Consider the following 21,987-nt stretch of genomic DNA (forward strand, 5'->3'; position numbering starts at 1 on the left):
GCATCGTGCTTATGCACTAACCTGAAACACCCAAACTTTGCAGGATGCGCCGGCAGAAGCCGGCGAGGTTCCGCCAGAGAGAAAGGAGCCCGCCGCGCGGCAGGGAACCCTGCAAGACCTTCATGGTCGCAGGACCGGCAATGCCATCGGCCGGAAGCCCGTGGTGGCGCTGAAAACTGAGCAAGGCTTGCTGTGTTTTCGCGCCGAATATACCGTCCGCCGAGACGGGATAACCGGCAGCTGAAAGAAGGATCTGAAGATTCCTGACGGCCGCTCCCCGGTCGCCGCTGCGGATAAGCGGAGTGGTCGCCTGCGAGGGGGCGGAGCGCACGGCTTGACCTGCGAGACGGCGATAGGCGAGCGCGAGCCGCAGGTGATAGCTGTTGCGGGCAAATCCTGGGCCGTTATAGCCGCGGGCAAACGCGGCCCAGTCGCGTCGGCGCAACGCCTCCATCAGCCCCGCCTTCTCGATATAGCGCAGCATGAGCCGAACTTGGCCCTCCACGCCGCCGCGGGCCTCTTCCACCAATGCCTCAACGCTGGGGTAGCCCAGCCAAGCCCAGTGAGCGCCCATCACCTGACCCATTCCCCATGAGGTGGATTCGTAAGCGGCCTTGCGGTCGATTTCGGCGGCCCGCTGCAACATGCGCCAACGCGCCGCCTGGGAAGGCGGGTTTTTGACCGAGCCGGCCGAGGGCGAAGCCAATCCTTCGCGGCGTGCGATCGCCTGTTTTTCCGATGGCAGGCGGCGGTCGAAATAATGTCCTTCAAATCGGATCGGGGGCTCCTGCCGGCCCTTGACCTGCGTATGGGCCAATCCGCCGGTCTCGACCTCGATAACCGCCATCAAAATGGCAGGTTCCAGACCGGCTTTGCTTGCAAGCCCCGCGATGCGATCCGTCGTTTCGCTATTAGTCATAATTGGCCTCCGCTTTCTCCTCCGCCATTCTGTCGCCTATCAGAACGAGGGGGATAAATCCGAGGGCGCATTCTCGGGCAGTTCCTGCCGACAGGAGCCAAGCAACGGCAAAGCAAGGGAAAATCGGCTTAGGCCGCGATCACATTCTTGCTTCTCCCGGCTGGTTTATCCCCCTCTGGCCAGCATCCTGAAACGGCCGTGAAGCGGATGGATGCAGGATTTACCCCTGCGAACGGGTTTCGCAAAGCGGCGCGAGCCCGGATGATGAGGGAAGTGCGCCTCCGCATACCAAGAGAAAATCGAGCGAATGAAAACGCTCGCCTTCACGTATTTTCTACCTCGCCCCGGCTACAACGCTAAGCTACAGTCCCGGCCCGAGGTCCCATTGCGAACTGGAGAGCTTTTTAAGATGTCTGGTTTTGATATTCTCATTCCCGTTCTTGTCGTCCTTGTTTTTCTCATTCTCTTCGCAGGCATCAAAACAGTGCCGCAGGGACACAACTACACCGTCGAGCGTTTCGGCCGCTACACGCGCACGCTCACACCCGGTCTCAACATCATCATTCCCTTCATCGACCGCATCGGCGCGAAGATGAACATGATGGAGCAGGTGCTTGATGTGCCGACGCAGGAGATCATCACGCGCGACAATGCGATCGTGGCTGTGGACGGCGTCGCCTTTTATCAGGTGCTAAATGCTCCCCAGGCGGCCTATCAGGTTGCCGGGCTGCAGAACGCGATCCTCAACCTCACCATGACCAATATCCGCTCCGTGATGGGCTCGATGGACCTCGACGAGCTTCTATCGAACCGCGATGCCATTAATGAGCGCCTCCTGCGCATTGTTGACGAGGCAGCCCATCCCTGGGGCATCAAGATCACGCGCGTCGAGATCAAGGATATCAACCCGCCCGCCAACCTGGTCGAGTCCATGGCGCGGCAGATGATGGCCGAGCGCAACAAGCGCGCGCAGATCCTTGAAGCGGAAGGCTTGAAGCAGGCGCAGATTCTGGAAGCCGAAGGCCGCCGCGAAGCCGCTTTCCGCGATGCCGAAGCCCGTGAGCGCGCGGCCGAGGCAGAGGCCCGGGCCACGCAGGTGGTCTCCGAGGCAATTGCTCAGGGCGATGTGCAGGCGGTGAACTATTTTGTCGCCCAGAAATATACGGAAGCACTGGCTAAGATCGGCTCCGCAAACAACAACAAGATCGTTCTCATGCCCTTCGAGGCCTCCTCGCTGATTGGCACGCTGGGCGGCATCGGCGCCATTGCCCGCGATGTATTCGGCAGCGGCGAGGAAACGCCCGCGCCACGGCCGGCACCGCGTCCGTCCAGGGCTCGCCCGCCGTCAACCGGTCCTGAGCAGGGCTGAGTGACGCTTCGATGCTGATGAGTTTTCTCACCGATCTCGGGCCGTGGAACTGGATGCTCCTCGGCTTTATCCTTCTTGTGCTTGAGATCATCCTCCCAGGGGTCTTCCTGCTCTGGATAGGCATCGCAGCGGTCCTCACCGGAGCGCTATCGCTGCAGCTATGGGACGTAAGCTTCTGGACCTGGCAGGTGCAGGTGCTGGTTTTCCTCGCCCTATCGCTTGTTTCCGCCTTTATCGGCAAGCGCGTGACCGATGCGCGCCGCGAAGAGGACACGGACGAGCCTCTGCTCAACCGCCGGGCGGAACAGCTCGTCGGCCGCACAGCCGCCCTTGAAGAGCCGATCAGCGGCGGTTACGGCCGCATTCGCCTGGGCGACACCACGTGGCGCGTGACCGGGCCCGACCTGCCGGCTGGCACCCGTGTTCGCGTCGTCTCGGCGAGAGGCGGCGATTTACACGTGGAAAAGGAATAGCCGGCCCTGTCAGGCCGCCCCGATCCGCAGCAAATCGTGCAGGTGGACGATGCCGACCGGCCTGCCATTCTCGACCACCATCAAGGTGGTGATCGCGGAAGAATTGATCATTTGCAGCGCTGCCGCGGCCAGCGTGTCGGGCTTTATGGTTTTTGGCGCGTGCGTCATCACCTCGTCCACGCTCATGGCCAGCAAATCGCTGTCCATGTGGCGGCGCAGGTCGCCGTCCGTGACGATACCGATCAGCGCTCCCTCGCCGTTAGTGATGCCCACGCAGCCGAAACCCTTGCGCGAGATCTCGAGGATCGCCTCGCGCATCCCGGTGCCGGAGGAGACAAGCGGCATGCGCTCGCCCGTATGCATAATGTCGCCGATACGCGTTAATTTCGCGCCGAGTTGCCCTCCGGGGTGGAAGGTGCGGAAGTGGTCTGGCGTGAATCCCCGCGCCTCCAGAAGCGCGATCGCCAGCGCATCGCCGGCGGCAAGTTGCACGAGCGTGGAGGAGGTAGGCGCCAGCCCGTGCGGGCAGGCCTCCTGCACTTTGGGAAGGCAGAGCACTACGCTCGACTCCCGCGCTAGCGCGGAGCGGCTACCGGATGTCATCGCGATGAGCGGGATGGAGAACCGGCGCGCATAGGCGACGATGCCCTTCAACTCCGCGCTCTCCCCGGACCAGGATAGCGCTATGATCGCATCATCAGGGGCAATCATGCCGAGATCGCCGTGATTGGCCTCGACCGGATGCACAAAAAAGGCGGGCGTGCCGGTGGATGCCAGAGTGGCGGCAATCTTCGTCCCGATATGCCCGCTCTTGCCCACACCCGTTACGATGACCCGTCCGGAAATGCGCGCGATCATCTCGACCGCCTCGGCGAAGGATTCCGACAAGCCATTGTCGAGCGCTTCGGCAAGAGCAGCCAGTGCCGCCTGTTCCGTGCTCAGCGTGCGCGCTGCCGATGCAATGGCGCTCGCAGCATCGAACCTTTTGATCTGTCTGCTCAGCATGGAGTGCCGCTTACCTCTTTCAAGCGCCCATGTCCAACGCTCTTTACGCGAGAGATGATGGCCGGAGCAGTCTTCAACAAAGTGTTAACCGCAAGCTTTTACCCTTTGGTTACCCTGGCGCCGAAATGCGCCGCATCCAGTTTTGGTATTCATGTCGGGCGTTCGCTTTTGCCGAAAACGGACAATGCTGTACCTGGCCTGCGCGGCCGGTGCGCTGATCTGTGCCATGCCGGCGAACAGCCAGGAGCGCTTGCGCGGCACGCTTGGCGCCGTTGATGACACCATGATCGCCCAGGCGGAAGACGCTGGCATCCCCTCGCCTGATTATGTCCCCACAAGCCCCGGAGCGCTGCCGGACGACGATGTGATCATCATCAGGAGTGATGACGCTCAGCCTGCAGACACAGGGCTTGAGGCAGCCGAGGAGCCCGAACGACCTCGCCCTGAACAACCTCCCCTCGATGACACGAGGACAAGAGCCGTCCGGATTGGCCCCGTCGAGCAGGAGGATCAGCGGCAAAACACCCGAGCAACGGCCGTTGAGGGCGGAGCGCTCAGGCGGGAAGACGATCCCTATGCGCCGCTCGGGCTGCGGGTCGGCGCCTTTGTGTTGCGGCCCAGCCTTGAACAGGGCCTCACCTGGACCTCGAACGCGAATGACAGTCCCGAAGGCGGGGAAGCGGTGCTTTCCGAAACCACCCTGCGCCTGCGCGCCGCCTCCGATTGGTCTCGACATCGCGCCAATCTGGACGCATCCACCACCCTTCGCCGCTCACTTTCCGGCGAGGATATCAAGGAGGCCGAAGGCGATTTCCGGGGCAATCTGGAACTCGACATCACCCATGGCCTAATCGGCCGCGCCTCGCTGGGCTATTCCTTCGGCCGGGAAGGCGCCTCCTCGCCCCTCAGCATCGCTGGCGTCGAGGAGCAGCCGCTCCGGCACACAATCGACGGTTCGCTTGGCATCGAGAAAAGCCTCGGTCCCCTGCGCCTGCGGGCAACCGGAGAGGTTATCCGCAATCAGTATGGCGATGCGGAACTCGTGGGCGGCGGAACGCTATCCCAGTCCGACCGAAACTCGACTCTGGCGCTCCTGCGGCTGCGCGGCGGATATGAAATCTCGCCCGCGCTGATGCCTTTCATTGAAGTCGAGGCAGGCCGGCGCTTCTATGACGAGGAACGCGACAGCGCCGGCTATGCCCGCTCCGCCACTCATCTTGGAGCGCGTGCCGGCGTGGCCTTAAACCTCACGGAAAAGCTCTCGGGCGAGATCTCGGCAGGTTGGATCAACGAAGATTTCGAGGATGACAGGCTGCGCAGCATTTCAGGCCCGTCGCTCGCCGCGAGCCTCGAATGGTCGCCGATGCGTGGCACGATCGTCGGCCTCGACGCGGCAACCTATGTGGAAGGCAGCACCTCCGCCGGCGCGAGCGGGTCCCTGCTTCATACCGCAACGCTGCGGCTGGAGCGGCAAATGCGCTCCAACCTGACCGGCAGCCTCGCTTTCGGAGCAAGCTACCGCGACTATGAACGCGGGGGCCATGACCTGGTCCTGAGCGGGGAGGCGGCGCTGACATGGTGGCTGAACCGCTATGTTGGCCTGATCGGCCGCGCCCGCCACGAGCGGCAGACGAGCGACTTGCCCAGCCGCGACTATGAGACGACCAGCATCTTCATGGGCATGACGCTCCAGCGCTGAGTGTCAGGCCAACCCCTCTTCTTCGAGAAAATCTTTCAGGAAACCGAGCACCTGCGGCTTTAGCGTTTCCTGCTGCAGGGCAAGCGCGATATTCGCCTTGATGAACCCCTCCGGCGAGCCGCAGTCGAAAGTCCGCCCGCGAAAGATATGCGCGTAAAATGGTTCTTTCGCGTGCAGCCGCAGCATGGCATCGGTGATCTGGATCTCGCCCCCCGCGCCCGTCTCCTGATCTTCGAGGAGTGAAAAGATCTCGGGCTGCAGAATATAGCGGCCATTGATGTAGAAGTTGGAAGGGGCGTCCTTCGGCTTTGGCTTCTCCACCATGGACGTGATTTCAAAGCCGCCATGGGTTTCCTTGCCCCGCCCGACAATGCCATATTTTTGAGTCTCGGCCGGATCGCATTCTTCCACCGCAAGGATATTCCCGCCGGTCTCCATATAGAGTTCGACCATCTGCTTCATGCAGCCGGGTTCCGATTGCATGATCATGTCGGGCAGCAGCAGCGCGAAAGGTTCATTCCCCACCAACTCGCGTGCGCACCACACAGCGTGTCCGAGCCCCAGCGGCACCTGCTGGCGCGTATAACCCGTTTGGCCGGGTTCAGGCTGCATGGCCTTCAGCCGCTCGAGTATTTCGGTTTTTCCACGCCTGGACAGCGTCTCGTAGAGCTCCACGGCCACATCGAAATGATCCTCGATTGCGGTCTTGTTTCGCCCGGTGACGAAGATGAAATGCTCTATGCCCGCTTCGCGAGCTTCGTCCACGACATATTGGATGACCGGCTTATCGACAACCGTCAGCATTTCCTTGGGAAGCGCTTTCGTTGCCGGCAGGAAGCGGGTGCCCAGGCCTGCAACGGGGAAAACGGCTTTACGGATCTTCTTCATGGGAGGGACGGTCCTTAGAGTGTCGTGATGTTGCCAAAAACCACGCACAATGCTTTCCGCGCGTGAACGGTTCCTGGTAACGAAGGTAAAAAGAAAAGATCGCTTTCCGGCCGCAAGGCCTCAGTTTGGCTTATATGATAAACTCTTTCCTTACCGCAACTGGCGATAATTTGCGTTAAATTGTCGGATGGAGGGTGGAAAATGTTCGCAACTCGGGCCGTTGTGGGCCTTGTCGGTGTGAAGCTCCTGATCGCCGCGGCCTTTCTTGCCGTAGGGGTCCAAGCGTCTGCCGCCGACGCGGGCTTCCAGCGCTGGATCGCACAGTTCCGAAACGTGGCCATCCAGAACGGAATTTCTCCCGGCGTCTATGACCGCGCGTTTCGCGGCATAACGGAACCTGATCCCGATGTGCTGCAAAAGGCGCGTTTCCAGCCTGAATTCCGCGCCGCGCCATGGGAATATTTCGACAATAGAATAAACGAGCATACCGTCGCGACCGGTCGCCAGATGGCGCGCCAATGGAAGCCGTGGCTCGACCGGATTGAGAGCCAATTCGGCGTCAGCCGGTATGTTCTGCTGGCCATTTGGTCGATGGAAAGCAGCTATGGTTCGGCGCTCGCGAACGAGCGCATGCTGCACTACCTGCCCCGTGCACTCGCCACGCTCGGCTATGCGGATTCGCGCCGCGCCAAATTCGCCCGCACGCAGTTGATCGCCGCGCTCAAGATCCTCCAGCGCGGGGATGTTTCCGAGCGGCATTTCGCCAGCTCGTGGGCAGGCGCCATGGGCCATACGCAATTCATTCCCACGAGCTACGAGGCCTATGCGGTTGATATGGACGGCGACGGGCGGCGCGATGTCTGGAGCTCCGTGCCGGATGCGCTTGCATCGGCGGCCAATCTCCTTGCCCGGAACGGATGGCGCGGCGGGGAAACCTGGGGCTATGAAGTTGTCCTGCCGGAGGGGCGCAAATTCCCCGGCGGCTCCATGCCGCTCAGCCGCTGGGCATCCATAGGTGTCGTACGGGCGAATGGCCAGGGCTTTCCCGCCGCTTCGCGGGATGCCGAGCTCAAAGTGCCGGACGGGCGCGCAGGCCCAGCTTTCCTGATGACCAGGAATTTCTTTGTCATCAAACGTTACAACAATGCGGACACCTACGCTCTTGCCGTCGGCCTGCTTGCCGACCAGATAGCAGGTTATGGTGGCCTGGTTCGCGACTGGAACCGGCCATTCGAGCGCCTCTCGTTCGAGGAGACGAGGGAGTTGCAAAAGCGGCTCGGAACGCTCGGCTACTATGAAGGCGAGATCGATGGAAAAGTCGGTCAAGCTTCCCGCGAAGCGATAAGAGCCTTCCAGTCGCGCATGGGCTTGGCACAGGATGGGCACCCCAGCAAGGAAGTGCTTAACGTGCTGAGAGGTCGTTGAGGAGAGGATCATGGCCGCAGGCCGGCATTGGGCATACCGCTTCCTGCGGACAGCCATCACGCTCGGCCTGATAGCGGCGGGTCTGGTTCTGCTTACGCCGCCGCCGCTTGCCTCGGGGCAGGAACTTATTCGTCGCCAGGGCTTTTTCGAGCGCCTTTTCGGGGGGCCTCCCCCTCGCAGAACACTGCCGCCCGTTCGGGTCGAACGTCCGCGCCGGGAAGGAGGCATCCTCAATCGAAGGCCGCGCGCCGCGCCTCTGCGGCAACGCGGCGCTGCGTCAGCCCGTCCCCGCCAACGGTCGAATGTGGCGCGTAGCGCACCCACCCCCCCTCCTCCCGAAGTCATCGAAAAAAATGAGAACGCCCGCGCGATTCTCGTGGTGGGCGATTTCCTTGCGAGCGGCCTCGCTCAAGGCCTGGATGAGGCATATGCCAACGTGCCGACCGTGCGCGTGGTCGATCAGGCGAACGGATCTTCAGGTTTCGTGCGCGACGATTACTATGACTGGAATGGCGAGATCGCTTCGATGCTGGAAGAGGTCAAGCCGGCGGCAGTCGTCGTGATGATCGGCGCGAATGATCGCCAGAGGCTCATGGTCGGCGGGCAATCGGAGCGGCCCCAAACGGAGGCCTGGCGCCGGGAATATACCGCACGGGTCAACGCATTCGCCGAGAAAATCAAAGCGGCGGGAATACCGCTGATCTGGACTGGCGTACCGCCTTTCAAATCGCAGTCCATGTCGTCTGATATGCTGGCATTCAATGATATCTACAGCAAGGCAGCGCAGGCTGTCGGCGGCAGCTTCGTTGATATCTGGGAAGGCTTTGTCGACGAGAACGGCGCTTTCGCCTCGGTCGGTCCGGACATGAACGGGCAGCCCGTTCGCCTGCGCGGAAGCGACGGCATCAATCTGACCGATGCGGGCAAGCGCAAGATCGCCTTCTATGTGGAAAAGCCGTTGGCCAAGATCCTTGGCACGGCCGTCTCTCCCGGAGCCGGGCCGGAGGGCGCAAACACACCGCAACCGGCTGTCGCGGTCGGCGAACCGGTGGATCTCAGGCGCACCCAGCCCATTTCGCTTGCGGGCCCTGATCTCGACGGCGGTACCGAGCTTCTTGGAGGCGCAAACGCGCCAACACGCACGGACAGCAAGAAAATTGAGCCGTCCACCCAGACCGGTCGCGCAGACGACTTCTCACGGCGCACACCCGCGACGGCCAAATCTTCCGCGCCCGAAACCACGACGGCGATAGAGCGGTAGGCTGCAATGGCTATCAGAAGCTTTCCCGACCTCACCCGATGACTGGCTCCGTGATCGAGTGGCTTCTCGATTCCGACCCGTCGATTCGCTGGCAGGTAATGCGCGACCTGCTCGACGCGCCAGAATCCGAATGGGAGGCGGAGCGGGCCAAGGTGGAAACGGAAGGTTGGGGAGCAAGACTTCTCTCCTGCCAGGATGCGGACGGCCAGTGGGCGGGCGGCTCTTTTGTTCCGGCCGGTTTCGATCCACGCGAATGGCGGGAACGAGGCCAGCCCTGGACGGCCACCTGTTTTTCGCTGACGCAGCTTCGGGAATTCGGTCTCGATCCCTCTTCTGACCGGGCTAGGCGGACAGTCGAATTGATCGGCGCCAACGCACGCTGGGACGAAGGCGGCCAGCCCTATTGGGAAGGCGAAGTCGAAGAGTGCATCAACGGCCGGACCGTTGCCGACGGCGCTTATTTCGGCGTCGACGTCTCGCCCATCGTAAGGCGGCTGGTCAGCGAGCGCCAAGCTGATGGCGGCTGGAATTGCGAAAGGGCGAATGGCTCGACCCGCTCGTCATTCCACAGCACGATCAATGTACTGGAAGGGCTCCTGGAGTTCGAGAAAGCCACCGGAGGTACGCCCGAATCCTGTGAAGCGCGCAGGTCTGGCGAGGAGTATCTGCTCAAGCGCCATCTCTTCCGACGCCTCGGCACGGGCGAGCCGGCCGACGAGCGGTTTCTGCTTTTCCTGCACCCGAACCGCTGGCGCTACGACATCCTGCGCGCGCTCGATTATTTTCGTGCCTCGGCCATGTTTACCGGCGCCGATCCCGATCCTCGGCTGGGTGAAGCCATCGGCCACATCCGCTCCAGGCGGCTGGAGGACGGCAGCTGGCCACTCGACTGGAGCGTCCCGGGGCGGGTGTGGTTCGACGTCAATGAGGGGCCGGGCACGCCCTCGCCATGGGTGACGCTCCGCGCAATGCGCGTGCTTGACTGGTGGGAACGCCAGGCTTGATCGAAAGGCCTGGCGCAAGGACAATATTACCCTTGCGCCGATCCGCTATCGCGGCAGGACCGAGCTTCCCATGAGGAATTCATCGATCGCGCGCGCCGCCTGCCTGCCCTCGCGAATTGCCCACACGACGAGGGATTGCCCGCGCCGAACGTCTCCGGCGGCAAAAAGCTTGTCCAAGCTAGTGCGGTAATCCCGGTCATTGGCCACGACATTGGTGGAACTGCGCCGATCGACGTCGGTCGTCAGTTTCTCGCCCAGTTCGTCCAAAATGCCGGTTTCCAGCGGCCCGGCAAATCCGATCGCGATGAAGGCGAGGTCTGCCTTTATAATAAACTCCGTCCCGGCGATGGGCTTGCGCCTCTCGTCCACCTGGCAGCACTTCACGCCGGTAAGCTGTCCGTCTTCACCTATGAATTCCAGCGTCGCCACCTGGAATTCCCGTTCCGCCCCCTCTGCCTGGCTGGATGAGGTTCGCATCTTTGTGGCCCAATAGGGCCAGACGGTGAGCTTGTCTTCCTTCTCGGGCGGCTTCGGGCGAATGTCGAGCTGGGTAACGCGCACCGCGCCTTGCCGGAAGGCCGTGCCCACACAATCCGACGCTGTATCACCGCCGCCCACAACGACGACATGCTTGCCGCTGGCCAGGATCGGTACCGACGCCCACGCGACGGATTGGGTGTTCTCGCCGCCGATTCTCCGGTTCTGCTGCACGAGATAGGGCATGGCATCGTAGACGCCATTGAGCTCGACGCCCGGAATGCCCGCTGGCCTCGGCTTTTCCGAGCCGCCGCAATAAAGCACCGCGTCATATTCGGCGAGAAGCTCGGAAACGGGCTTGTCGACACCGACATTCACACCGCAAAAGAAGGTAACGCCCTCGCCCTGCATCTGCTCGACCCGGCGATCGACATAACGCTTCTCGATCTTGAAATCGGGGATGCCGTAGCGCATCAGCCCGCCCGGCCTGCTCTCGCGCTCATAGACATGCACGTCGTGGCCGGCGCGGCCGAGTTGCTGCGCCGCCGCCATGCCGGCCGGGCCGGAGCCGATGATCGCCACACGCTTTCCGGTCTTCCTGTCTGCCGGCTGCGGCCGGACAAAGCCCAGCTCATAGGCCTTATCGCCGATTGCCTGTTCGATGGTCTTGATCGTCACCGGCACGTCTTCGAGATTGAGCGTACAGGCTTCCTCGCACGGCGCCGGGCAGATGCGCCCCGTCCACTCCGGAAAATTGTTGGTCGAGTGGAGATTGCGGATCGCCGCCTCCCAATCGCCCTGATAGACGAGATCGTTCCAGTCCGGGATCTGATTGTGCACCGGGCATCCCGTGGGCCCATGGCAATAGGGAATGCCGCAATCCATGCACCGCGCGGCCTGTTTCGAGACCTCCTGATCCGACATCGGAATCGTGAACTCGCGGAAGTGCCGTATCCGGTCCGACGCCGGCTGATACTTGTTCTCCTGCCGGTCGATCTCGAGAAAGCCTGTAACCTTGCCCATGCTCGTTCCTTGTTCCTGAAGGCTTTACGCCCACAGCCAAAGTGATCCGCAGGGAGGCATCCGCGTGCGCGGGCGCCTCCGTTCAACGATTGCTTGCTACTCCGCCGCGATGCCCATGCGCATGCGCTCCATCTCCTCAAGCGCACGGCGGTATTCGACCGGCATCACCTTGCGGAATTTCGGCCGGTATTCCGCCCAATGGTCGAGAATGGCCCGCGCCCGCTCCGAACCCGTGTAGCGGTAGTGGTTGGAGATGAGATGCGCCAGGCGCTCCTCGTCATGCCGCGTCATGTCGCCGGAGACATCCACCCGCCCCATATGGGCGAGATCGCCGCCGTGATGATGCAGCTTCTCGAGGATTTCGTCCTCCTCTGGCACCGGCTCCAGTTCCACCATCGCCATGTTGCATCGGTCGGCGAAATCCCCGGCCTCATCGAGCACATAGGCAACGCCGCCGGACATGCCGGCCGCGAAGTTACGGCCGGTCGGCCCCAGCACCACCACAAGGCCGCCAGTCATATATTCACAGCCGTGGTCGCCCACGCCTTCGACAACCGCCACCGCGCCCGAATTACGCACCGCGAAACGCTCGCCGGCCACGCCATGGAAGTAGCACTCGCCCTCGATCGCGCCATAAAGGACCGTGTTGCCGACAATGATCGACTTCTCTGGGTCGATCTTTGCCTTGCCTGACGGCTTGATGACGATGCGGCCGCCCGAAAGGCCCTTGCCGACATAGTCATTTGCGTCGCCTTCCAGTTCGAAGGAGATGCCGCGCGCAAGGAAGGCACCGAAGGACTGGCCCGCCGTGCCTGTGAACTTGACCGTGATGGTGTCGTCCTTCAGCCCCTTGTGGCCATAGCGTTTGGCCACCTCGCCCGAAAGCATGGCGCCTGTCGTTCGGTCGGTGTTGCAAATGTCGGCTTCGAGCGCGACCGCCTCCTTCTTCTCCAGCGCCGGCTGGGCGGCGGCGATAAGCTTGCGGTCGAGGATATCGTCGATCGGATGCTTCTGCCGCTCGGTCCAGCGGATTGCCTCGCGCGGCGCTTCCGGCTTGAAGAAGACGCGGGAGAAGTCGAGGCCCTTTGCTTTCCAGTGCTCGATCAAGGCCCGCTTTTCGAGCAGTTCCGACTGGCCGATAATTTCTTCCAGCTTGCGGAAGCCCATCTCGGCGAGAAGCTGCCGCACTTCCTCAGCCACATAGAAGAAGTAGTTGATGACGTGCTCAGGCGTTCCCTTGAAGCGCTTTCTGAGAACCGGGTCCTGAGTCGCCACGCCCACCGGGCAGGTGTTGAGATGACATTTGCGCATCATGATGCAGCCGGCCGCGATCAGCGGCGCGGTGGAGAAGCCGAATTCGTCCGCACCGAGCAGTGCGCCGATGATAACGTCGCGGCCCGTGCGCAGCCCGCCATCCACCTGCAGCGCGATACGGCTGCGAAGCCCGTTCAGCACCAGCGTCTGGTGCGTCTCGGCAAGACCCATCTCCCATGGGCTGCCGGCATGCTTGATGGAGGTGAGCGGCGATGCGCCCGTACCGCCGTCATAGCCGGCAATGGTGATGTGGTCGGCCCGCGCCTTTGCAACGCCCGCCGCCACCGTGCCCACGCCCACCTCGGAGACCAGCTTCACCGACACATCGGCCGCCGGGTTGACGTTCTTCAGGTCGAAGATGAGCTGCGCCAGGTCTTCGATCGAGTAGATGTCATGGTGCGGCGGCGGTGAAATGAGGCCGACGCCCGGCGTTGAATGCCGCGTCTTGGCGATGGTCGCGTCCACTTTGTGGCCGGGGAGCTGTCCGCCCTCGCCGGGCTTTGCTCCCTGCGCCACCTTGATCTGCATCATGTCGGAGTTGACGAGATATTCGGTGGTCACGCCAAAGCGGCCGCTCGCCACCTGCTTGATAGCCGAGCGCTCGGGATTGGGCCTGCCGTCGGGCAGCGGCAGGAAACGGTCCGGCTCCTCGCCGCCCTCGCCCGTATTGGACTTGCCGCCCATCGCATTCATGGCGCGCGCCAGCGTGGTGTGCGCCTCTCTGGAGATGGAGCCGAAGGACATCGCGCCGGTGGAGAAGCGCTTGACGATTTCAGCCGCGGGCTCGACCTCCTCAAGCGGCACCGACTTGCGGCCGGTCTCAGCCCCCGTCCTGATCTCGAAAAGACCACGGATGGTCTTGGCCCGGGCAGCCTCGCCATTGATGAGGTTGGAATACTCCTGATAGGTGTCCCAGGAGCCCTGGCGAACCGCATGCTGCAGCGTCGCCACCGCATCGGGCGTCCACACATGGTCCTCGCCGCGCATGCGGTAATTGTACTCGCCGCCGACATCGAGCCCGATGCGCAGCACCGGATCGTCGCTGAACGCAGCCCTGTGGCGGGCGACCGTCTCCTCGGAGATCTCTTCGAGCCCAACGCCCTCGACCGTGGTGGCGGTGCCGGTAAAATAGCGCTGGACGAAGTCCGTCTTCAGACCCACCGCGTCGAAGATCTGCGCGCCGCAATAGGACTGGTACGTGGAAATGCCCATCTTGGACATCACCTTCAGGATGCCCTTGCCGATGGACTTGATGTAGCGCTTCACCAATTCATTGGCATCCACCTCGGGCGGGAACTCGCCCTTGGCATGCATGTCGAGGAGGGTATCGAAGGCGAGATAGGGGTTGATCGCCTCCGCGCCATAGCCTGCAAGGCAGCAGAAATGATGCACCTCGCGCGGCTCGCCGGATTCTACGACGAGGCCGACCGACGTGCGCAAGCCCTTGCGGATGAGGTGATGGTGCACCGCCGCCGTGGCAAGCAGGATGGGAATCGCGATGCGATCAGGTCCGATCTGCCGGTCCGACAGGATGATGATGTTGTAACCGCCGGCAACCGCCGCCTCCGCGCGCTCGCAAAGCCGGTCGAGAGCGCCGCTCATCCCGGCAGCACCTTCGAGAGCCGAATAGGTAACGTCCAGGGTTTTGGTGTCGAACCGATCTTCGGTATGGCCGATCGACCGGATCTTCTCCAGGTCCCCATTGGTCAGGATCGGCTGGCGCACTTCCAGCCGCTTGCGACGCGAATTGCCCACCAGGTCGAAAATGTTGGGCCGGGGGCCGATGAAGGAGACAAGGCTCATCACCAGCTCCTCGCGGATCGGGTCGATCGGCGGGTTGGTGACCTGCGCGAAGTTCTGCTTGAAATAGGTGTAGAGCAGCTTCGACTTGTCCGACATGGCCGAGATCGGCGTATCGGTGCCCATCGAGCCAATCGCCTCCTGGCCGGTGGTGGCCATCGGCGGCAGGAGCATCTTCACGTCTTCCTGGCTGTAGCCGAAGGCCTGCTGCCGATCGAGCATCGACACATCCTGCCGCAGCGCACGCGGCGCAACAGGCTTCAGCTCCTCCAGGATGAGCTGCGTATTGCCAAGCCACTCGCGATACGGGTGCTTGGCGGCTATCGCCGCCTTTAGATCATCGTCGGAGATGATCCGGCCCTGATCGAGATCGATGAGCAGCATGCGGCCGGGCTGCAGCCGCCACTTCTTGACGATCTTTTCCTCAGGGACGGCCAGAGCGCCGGCTTCCGAAGCCATGATGACGCGATCATCGTCCGTCACCACATAACGGGCGGGCCTGAGGCCATTGCGGTCGAGCGTGGCGCCGATCTGGTGACCGTCCGTGAAGGCTACCGCCGCCGGACCGTCCCATGGCTCCATGAGGGCCGCGTGATATTCGTAGAATGCCTTGCGCTCCGGCCCCATGAGCTTGTTGCCCGCCCATGCCTCAGGGATGAGCATCATCATGGCGTGCGCTAGGCTGTAGCCGCCCTGATAGAGGAATTCCAAGGCGTTGTCGAAGCAGGCAGTATCCGACTGCCCTTCGTAGGAAATCGGCCAGAGCTTGGAGATGTCGTTGCCGAAAAGCTCCGAATCCACCGACGCCTGCCGTGCAGCCATCCAGTTCACATTGCCGCGCAGCGTGTTGATCTCGCCGTTATGGGCGACCATGCGGTACGGATGCGCGAGCTTCCAGGATGGAAACGTATTGGTGGAGAAGCGCTGGTGGACGAGCGCAAGCGCCGACTCGAAGCGCGGGTCCTTTAGGTCCTTGTAATAGGCGCCGAGCTGGTAGGCCAGGAACATGCCCTTGTAGACCACCGTGCGCGCCGACATGGAGACGATGTAGAAGCCATTGTCGCGCCCACCGGTCTCCTCGTAGATTCGACCGGAGATCACTTTACGGAGGATGTATAACCGGCGCTCGAAATCCTCCTCGTCGCGGATCATATCGCCGCGACCTACGAAAACCTGACGATGGACCGGCTCGGACGCGGTAATGTCCGGAGCCTTTGAAAGGCAGGAATTATCGACCGGCACGTCGCGGAAGCCAAGGAGCGTCTGCCCCTCGGAGCGGCAAGCATCCGCGATCACCTCCTCGATATGGGCGCGCAGAGCAGGATCCTGCGGCATGAAGAGATAACCGACGCCGTAATGGCCGGAAGCCGGCAGCTCCAGGCCCTCTCTCGCCATCTCCTCGCGGAAAAACCGATCGGGGATCTGCACCAGGATACCGGCGCCGTCACCCACGAGGGGATCGGCACCCACCGCGCCGCGGTGGGTGAGGTTCTCCAGCATTGCCAGCCCGTCCTGAACGATGGCGTGAGATTTCACGCCCTTCAGATGAGCCACGAAGCCGACACCGCAGGCGTCGTGCTCATTACGGGGATTGTAGAGCCCTCGCACATCAGGCAAACCGCTGTAGGCCGTGCGTTTGACGGCCGTCGCCCCAGCCTGCACGGCGGGCACCTGCCCGGTCGATACAGATGGCGTCAGTTCCGTCATCGCTTCGTCCTCCAGTCGTGGCCCTCTCGGGGCGGCGTTGGCTTTCGGGCAGCCTCCTAGCGGTGGTCATCCCGGTGTATTGGATCGGCGTATCTTTCGAAAAGCCGTGAAGAACGCTTTCCCTCTTCCGTGGGTGCACCCTTCTGGTGGGCAGTGCGCGAACTTGGGTCCTCGTCACCGCCTTCCGCGCATTCTCATAGACCGCCGCACCACTATAGCGCAAACGGCCTGAAAACGCTGGGATAAATAAGACAGCAGTGCTGTCCTATTTCCCTCATTGCCAGAAAATGGCGCCGGGCACAATACGAAACAGCAAAAAAACGAGATCGACCGGCAACAAAATTGCCGAAAGCGCCACCGCGCCGCAAGTTAAAGCCCAGTCAGCCACTGGATGAAGCTTCGGCCTTGAAATCCGGCGGGTGAATGCGCGAGGGTGCGGCCGCAACAGACGAGGTTACCAATGGCGTTCAATTTCGCATCGGACAATTGGGCGGGCGCGCATCCCGCAATCAGCGCAGCACTTGCGGAACATTCGAGCGGACACGCGCCGGCTTACGGCGGCAGCGATCTTGATCGGCAGGTTGAAAAGCGCTTCTGCGAGATTTTCGAGCGGGAGGTCGCAGTCTTTTTTGTGGGAACTGGGACCGCCGCGAATTCGCTTTCCATATCGCTGTTCAATCGCCCGGGCGGCGTCGTTTTCACGCATAATGAGGCGCATATGCGGGAGGATGAATGCGGGGCACCCGAATATCTGACGGGAGGCGCCAGGCTCCACGGCATTCCCGGCCCGCTGGGACGCGTAGAGCCCGAGGCGCTGGACGCGGCCATTCGCCTCTATCCGGCGCAATTCGTCCATTCCGGTCAGCCTATGGCGGTGTCGATCACACAAAGCACTGAGATCGGCACAATCTATTCTCTGGATGAGATCGTTGCGATCGCCGAGATCAGCCGCGCGCATGGCCTGCCGCTGCACATGGACGGAGCTCGTTTTGCGAATGCGCTGGTGGCGCTTGACACGTCGCCAGCGGAAATGACCTGGAAACGCGGTGTCGATGTCGTCTCATTCGGCGCGACGAAGAATGGCTGCTGGTGCGCGGAGGCGATCGTCGTCACAGACCCGGCAAAAGCCCACGACCTTCCTTTCCTGCGCAAGAGGGCGGCGCAACTTTTTTCCAAGTCCAGATTTATCGCCGCCCAGTTCGATGCCTATTTCCGCGACGATCTTTGGCTGAGAAATGCTGCCCATTCCAACCGGATGGCGGGCAGGCTGGCCGATCATCTGGCGGGTGCCTCCTCAGCACGCCTTGCCTGGCGGCCGCAGGCGAACGAGGTATTCGCGATCCTCACGGATGAAACGGCCAGGTATCTGGGCGAAAAGGGCGTCTTCTTCCATCCCTGGAAAGTGCCGCAGGAGGCTGAACTCGCGCTCGCCCCCGGCGAAGGGCTTTATCGCTTCGTCACCTCTTTTGCTACAACAGAGGAGGAGGTCGACGCCTTTGGAGGGCTGCTGCACAGGTGACGTAAGGCCAAAAGAAAAGCGGCGCCCGAAGGCGCCGCCATAAGCTTGCAAGAATCTGCCTTACGCGGCGTTCTTTGCCTCGATCTGCTTTGCTTCCTTGGCAGCCCGCGCAATCGGGATGCGGCGCGGCTTCATTTCCTCGGGAATGTTGCGGACAAGGTCCACATGGAGCAGGCCGTCCTTAAGTACGGCACCAGCAACTTCCACATGGTCCGCAAGCTGGAAGCGCCGCTCGAAGCTGCGAGAGGCAATGCCGCGATACAGAAATTCGTTCGTTTCCTTATTCTCCTCGAGCTTCTCGCCCTTGATGGTCAGCACGTTGCGATGCGCTTCGACCGAGATATCGTCCTCGGAGAAGCCCGCAACAGCCATCGAGATGCGATAGGCGTCATCGCCCGTGCGCTCGATATTGTAGGGCGGGTAGGTCTGACCGCCCTCGAGCTGGCCAAGCGAGTCGAGCATCGTGAAAAGCCGGTCGAACCCTACGGTCGATCGGTAAAGGGGAGAGAAATCGACATGACGCATGGTCTGTCCTCCTGTTGAGCAACAAGTTTGCGTTTTGGCCATCACCGGAAACCCGCAAAGGGCGTTTCCATCCGGCCAACGGCTCCTTCATCGGCAGCCGCACCAAGAATCTGGTGGTTTCGGCGCATTAATTCAAGGCCGACTGCAGCTTCCAAAAAGGGACTTAGCGACCTGCATTCTGGCGCGGGCTCCAAAAAAGATGAACGCCAGCTGAACGTCGTCTTCGCCTCCCGTTCAGGCTGATCCAGATAGGATGAGTGCGAAATTCCGGAAAGGATGCATCCGTCCCTTCCATCCTTCCGGGCTAGGCCGGAGGCGGACTCAACGCCGCCTCCGGTATGCTTTTCAGGTTATGGGCGTAAAACACTTTGCTTTTAAGGCTGCGGCTCTTTATCAAAAAAAGAAAGAGCCGATCACAGCGACATGGCCGACCTGCTCCGCGAAATTCCGGAAAACCCCGTGCCGCCCGGCGCAATATCGGGCATGATGACCGCACGCGACCGTCGGCGCATCCGCTACGCTCTATTCCCCTCCTCCGGCGAGTACGGAACCGTGGTCATCCTGCCCGGGCGCAACGAATGTATCGAGAAATATTTCGAGACGGTGCGCGACCTGTCGGAGCGCGGCTTCGCGGTGGCAATGTTGGATTGGCGCGGCCAAGGTGGATCGGACCGTCTTCTCAAGGATCCTCGGCGTGGACATGTGCGGTCCTTCAACCAATACACCTCCGATCTCGACCAGTTCTTCCGCGAGGTCGTGCTGCCGGATTGCCGCCCCCCTTTCACCGTGCTCGGCCACTCGACCGGCTCGCTTGCGGCTTTACTCGCCGCACCTTATCTCACCACCCGCGTTCGACGCATGGTGCTCGTTGCGCCGCTGCTTGAAATCCAGACCTCGCTTCCGCTTGGCCCGGCGAAAATGCTTGCAAAACTGCTCTGCGCCGTCGGCCTTGGCCGCATCTATATTGCCGGGCGAAGCAGGCGCGGGAAGGAAGTCCCTTTCCAGCCCAATGTATTGACGAGCGATCAGGAACGGCACAGCCGAAACCAGGCGCTCCTCCACGCCTTTCCGGAGCTTTTTGTGGGAGGCCCTACAGCTGCGTGGCTGAATGCGGCCTGGTCGGCGATAAAGCGCGTCAACGACCCCGATTTCCAGGCATCGGTTCGCATTCCCATTCTCTTCCTGGCGGCCGGGATGGACAGGGTGGTTTCGACGCCCGCGATCGAGCGCTATGCGCGCTGCCTGCGCTCGGCAAGGGTGTTAACCATCGACGGTGCGCGGCATGAAATTCTGCAGGAGGTCGATATGTTTCGGGAACAGGCTCTCGCCGCCTTCGAGACCTTCGCAAAGGGCCACCAGGAAAGAGCCGCCGCAAACGAGCCTGTGGGGATGTAGTTACCCCTGCAGGAATTCCAGCGCCCGTGAATGCAGCTCCGGCGTCGCGGCGGCAACGATATCTCCTCCCGCCTCAGCCGGCGCTCCCGCCCAGGTGGTCACCACGCCCCCGGCCTGCTCGATAATGGGGATCAGCGCGACGATATCGTAGGACTGCAAACCGCTTTCTATCACCAGATCCACGTGGCCCGCGGCGACCATAGCATAGCCATAGCAATCGGTGCCGTAGCGCGGCAGCCTCACCGCCTGCTCCACCCTGTCATAAAGGGGACGCCGCTTGCCATCGAAGAGCGAAGGTGTCGTGGTGCACAGCGTTGCATCGGCGAGGGTGGTGGTGCGGCGCGTCGTTAACCTGCGTGGGCTGCCCGGCCCCTCATAATATGCTCCGCCGCCATCCGCGTAATAGAGCTCACCCGTAAAGGGCTGCGACATCAGGCCCGCCACCGCGTCGCCTTCCACCGTCAGTCCGACGAGGGTGCCCCAGAGCGGCAAGCCCGAAATGAAGGCGCGCGTACCGTCGATGGGATCGATAATCCAGAGATGGCTGCTGTCGCCTTTTTCCGCACCGAACTCTTCACCTATGATGCCGTGATCGGGGAAATGCTCGCGGATAAGGCGGCGGATGGCCTCTTCCGCCGCCCGGTCCGCCTCCGTCACCGGATCGAAAGAGCCTGAAGCCTTATTAACGACGGCGCCGTTCTGGCGGAAGCGCGGTAAGGTTTCAGCCGCCGCCGCAGCAGCAATTCGACGCAGGAAGTCGGGCGAAGGGTGGTTGGCCATTTTGGTCCCCAGGGGCGCGCGAAGCGAGTGGCTAGCGCATCGCTCCAAAAATCCGAAAGCGGTTTCGGAAGCACGATGCGTAGATCCAAAAAGTTTATAGTCCTTTTTGCGTCCTGAAGAACGCACGGCGCTGTAAGCGAGAAAGCTGATGAAAGTCAAATAATCCCACTCTTATGTGCACAAGTTTGCAGCAAGGCTTGACAGTTGTGCAATGCAGCATAGACTTTGATTCGGACAGTGACCCTGTCCATGCCCATCTTGGGCGTTTCCTCCCTAGACTTTGACCGTGTCGTGAAAACGATACGGTCTCTTTTTAAATGCCTGTGAAAGCTGGCTATTATTCCGCCGCAAGGGGCGGAGCGAGGAAATACTGCTCCGGCATATTAACGAGACCGCGAACGAAATCCATGAGATCCCTTGCGAATGTCTCGAATCGTGCATTCCGCTCCAACGTGCGCTCATTCATATAAAGACTGCGGCTAATTTCGATTTGCAGCGCGTGCTGCCGCTCGGCGGGCCGCCCATAATGCTCCGTGATAAAGCCGCCTGCATATGGACGATTATGCGCCACGCTATAGCCCTTGGCCGTAAGAAGCGCCACCGCATTTTGCGTCAGAACCGGAAAGGCCGACGAGCCGAATCGATCCCCCAGAATGAAGTCGGGCCTTGAAGAACCATCCGCTACGCGGATGTTGGCGGGCATGGAATGGCAGTCGATCAAGATCGCATAGCCGAACATTGCTCGCGTGCGGGCGAGGAGATCTGACAGGCAGGCGTGATAGGGACGGTAGATATGATTGATGCGCTCCAAAGCCTCCGCAAGCGGCAGGCGCGAGGGATAAATGTCGAGGCCCTCACCCACGAGCTTGGGCACTGTCCCAAGCCCCCCCGCTACCCTCGGGGAGCGGATATTGGCGAAGGAAGGCACCGGCTCGCGGAACATCCGCGGATCGAGTTCCCAGGGCTCGCGGTTGACGTCCAGATAGGCTCTGGGAAAGTTGGCGATCAGAAGCGGCGCTCCAAGACTGGCGGCGCCCGCGAACAGCTCGTCGACAAAACAGTCTTCCGAACGCCGGATAGTAAAGGCGTCCAGCTTGCTCATTGCAAGAAAACGGGGTGGATAGAAACGCCCGCTATGGGGTGAGTTGAAGATAAAGGGTACCCGCTGTTGACCCGGCTGCAAAACCTTGAAGGCCGGAATTTCCGAAAAGTCGGCCTCTACACCCATTTGTTGCCTCACGCGCTGGAAAGGCCCTCCCAATGCCACCGCATGAGCCTGCCATTCCAATCGATCCCTGTCCAGTGGGCGGGCGGGGCTGAACCTTTACCGGAGGCAGGATTCACTTGATATTTACCCTGCCGAAAACATATACCAGAAGCGCCCTCGGGCGGGGTGGACAGGTG

At 61.7% G+C, this 21,987-nt stretch carries 16 protein-coding genes; 8 read left to right on the top strand and 8 right to left on the bottom strand.

Annotated features, from left to right (window positions below; translation table 11 throughout):
• Positions 1-16: 16 nt before the first annotated feature.
• A complete protein-coding gene (locus tag GNP00_RS09375) occupies positions 17-919 on the bottom strand; it encodes an N-acetylmuramidase domain-containing protein (RefSeq protein ID WP_011582052.1) in 903 nt (300 codons plus the stop codon).
• A 409-nt stretch (positions 920-1,328) separates the two neighbouring features.
• Here GNP00_RS09375 and GNP00_RS09380 point away from each other — a divergent pair, with 409 nt between their 5' ends.
• Complete coding sequence (locus tag GNP00_RS09380; protein ID WP_166015952.1) at positions 1,329-2,288, top strand: SPFH domain-containing protein; 960 nt, start codon at positions 1,329-1,331, stop codon at positions 2,286-2,288.
• 11 nt (positions 2,289-2,299) lie between these two features.
• Positions 2,300-2,761 (top strand): NfeD family protein, encoded by a 462-nt coding sequence (locus tag GNP00_RS09385; RefSeq protein WP_011582054.1) that lies wholly within the window; start codon positions 2,300-2,302, stop codon positions 2,759-2,761.
• Between the two features lie 9 nt (positions 2,762-2,770).
• On the opposite strand, the gene GNP00_RS09390 is transcribed toward GNP00_RS09385, so the two are convergent.
• Complete coding sequence (locus GNP00_RS09390; RefSeq protein WP_011582055.1) at positions 2,771-3,766, bottom strand: KpsF/GutQ family sugar-phosphate isomerase; 996 nt, start codon at positions 3,764-3,766, stop codon at positions 2,771-2,773.
• A 184-nt stretch (positions 3,767-3,950) separates the two neighbouring features.
• Between GNP00_RS09390 and GNP00_RS09395 the strand changes: the two genes are divergently transcribed.
• Positions 3,951-5,465: an outer membrane beta-barrel protein gene (locus tag GNP00_RS09395; RefSeq protein ID WP_041544786.1), complete on the top strand. Its 1,515-nt coding sequence runs from the start codon at positions 3,951-3,953 to the stop codon at positions 5,463-5,465.
• Positions 5,466-5,468: 3 nt separating this feature from the next.
• On the opposite strand, the gene galU is transcribed toward GNP00_RS09395, so the two are convergent.
• Positions 5,469-6,353 (bottom strand): UTP--glucose-1-phosphate uridylyltransferase GalU, encoded by an 885-nt coding sequence (gene galU, locus GNP00_RS09400; RefSeq protein WP_011582057.1) that lies wholly within the window; start codon positions 6,351-6,353, stop codon positions 5,469-5,471.
• 201 nt (positions 6,354-6,554) lie between these two features.
• Here galU and GNP00_RS09405 point away from each other — a divergent pair, with 201 nt between their 5' ends.
• Genes GNP00_RS09405 through GNP00_RS09415 form a run of 3 tightly spaced genes read left to right on the top strand, consistent with a single transcriptional unit; the run spans position 6,555 to position 10,043 of the window.
• Positions 6,555-7,778, top strand: a complete 1,224-nt coding sequence (locus GNP00_RS09405; protein WP_011582058.1) for a lytic murein transglycosylase — start codon at positions 6,555-6,557, stop codon at positions 7,776-7,778.
• A 10-nt stretch (positions 7,779-7,788) separates the two neighbouring features.
• A complete protein-coding gene (locus GNP00_RS09410) occupies positions 7,789-9,039 on the top strand; it encodes an SGNH/GDSL hydrolase family protein (protein WP_011582059.1) in 1,251 nt (416 codons plus the stop codon).
• A gap of 38 nt (positions 9,040-9,077) precedes the next feature.
• Positions 9,078-10,043, top strand: coding sequence for a hypothetical protein (locus GNP00_RS09415; RefSeq protein WP_011582060.1), 966 nt, complete (start codon positions 9,078-9,080; stop codon positions 10,041-10,043).
• 45 nt (positions 10,044-10,088) lie between these two features.
• Here GNP00_RS09415 and GNP00_RS09420 read toward each other — a convergent pair whose 3' ends face one another.
• The gene (locus tag GNP00_RS09420) at positions 10,089-11,543 is read right to left on the bottom strand and encodes a glutamate synthase subunit beta (RefSeq protein ID WP_011582061.1); all 1,455 of its coding nucleotides are present in this window, start codon (positions 11,541-11,543) and stop codon (positions 10,089-10,091) included.
• Positions 11,544-11,639: 96 nt separating this feature from the next.
• Positions 11,640-16,364: a glutamate synthase large subunit gene (gene gltB / locus GNP00_RS09425; RefSeq protein ID WP_011582062.1), complete on the bottom strand. Its 4,725-nt coding sequence runs from the start codon at positions 16,362-16,364 to the stop codon at positions 11,640-11,642.
• 460 nt (positions 16,365-16,824) lie between these two features.
• On the opposite strand from gltB, the gene GNP00_RS09430 reads away from it, so the two are divergent.
• Positions 16,825-17,883, top strand: coding sequence for a threonine aldolase family protein (locus tag GNP00_RS09430; protein WP_011582063.1), 1,059 nt, complete (start codon positions 16,825-16,827; stop codon positions 17,881-17,883).
• Between the two features lie 60 nt (positions 17,884-17,943).
• On the opposite strand, the gene GNP00_RS09435 is transcribed toward GNP00_RS09430, so the two are convergent.
• Positions 17,944-18,408: an Hsp20 family protein gene (locus GNP00_RS09435; RefSeq protein WP_041544787.1), complete on the bottom strand. Its 465-nt coding sequence runs from the start codon at positions 18,406-18,408 to the stop codon at positions 17,944-17,946.
• 423 nt (positions 18,409-18,831) lie between these two features.
• Here GNP00_RS09435 and GNP00_RS09440 point away from each other — a divergent pair, with 423 nt between their 5' ends.
• Positions 18,832-19,803, top strand: a complete 972-nt coding sequence (locus GNP00_RS09440; RefSeq protein WP_011582065.1) for an alpha/beta fold hydrolase — start codon at positions 18,832-18,834, stop codon at positions 19,801-19,803.
• Here GNP00_RS09440 and hisN read toward each other — a convergent pair whose 3' ends face one another.
• The gene (hisN, locus tag GNP00_RS09445) at positions 19,804-20,583 is read right to left on the bottom strand and encodes a histidinol-phosphatase (protein WP_011582066.1); all 780 of its coding nucleotides are present in this window, start codon (positions 20,581-20,583) and stop codon (positions 19,804-19,806) included.
• A gap of 337 nt (positions 20,584-20,920) precedes the next feature.
• Positions 20,921-21,811: an N-formylglutamate amidohydrolase gene (locus GNP00_RS09450; RefSeq protein ID WP_011582067.1), complete on the bottom strand. Its 891-nt coding sequence runs from the start codon at positions 21,809-21,811 to the stop codon at positions 20,921-20,923.
• Positions 21,812-21,987 lie beyond the last annotated feature (176 nt).

Origin of the sequence: Chelativorans multitrophicus, assembly GCF_011317445.1 — a bacterium.
Taxonomy (GTDB): Bacteria; Pseudomonadota; Alphaproteobacteria; order Rhizobiales; family Rhizobiaceae; genus Chelativorans; species Chelativorans multitrophicus.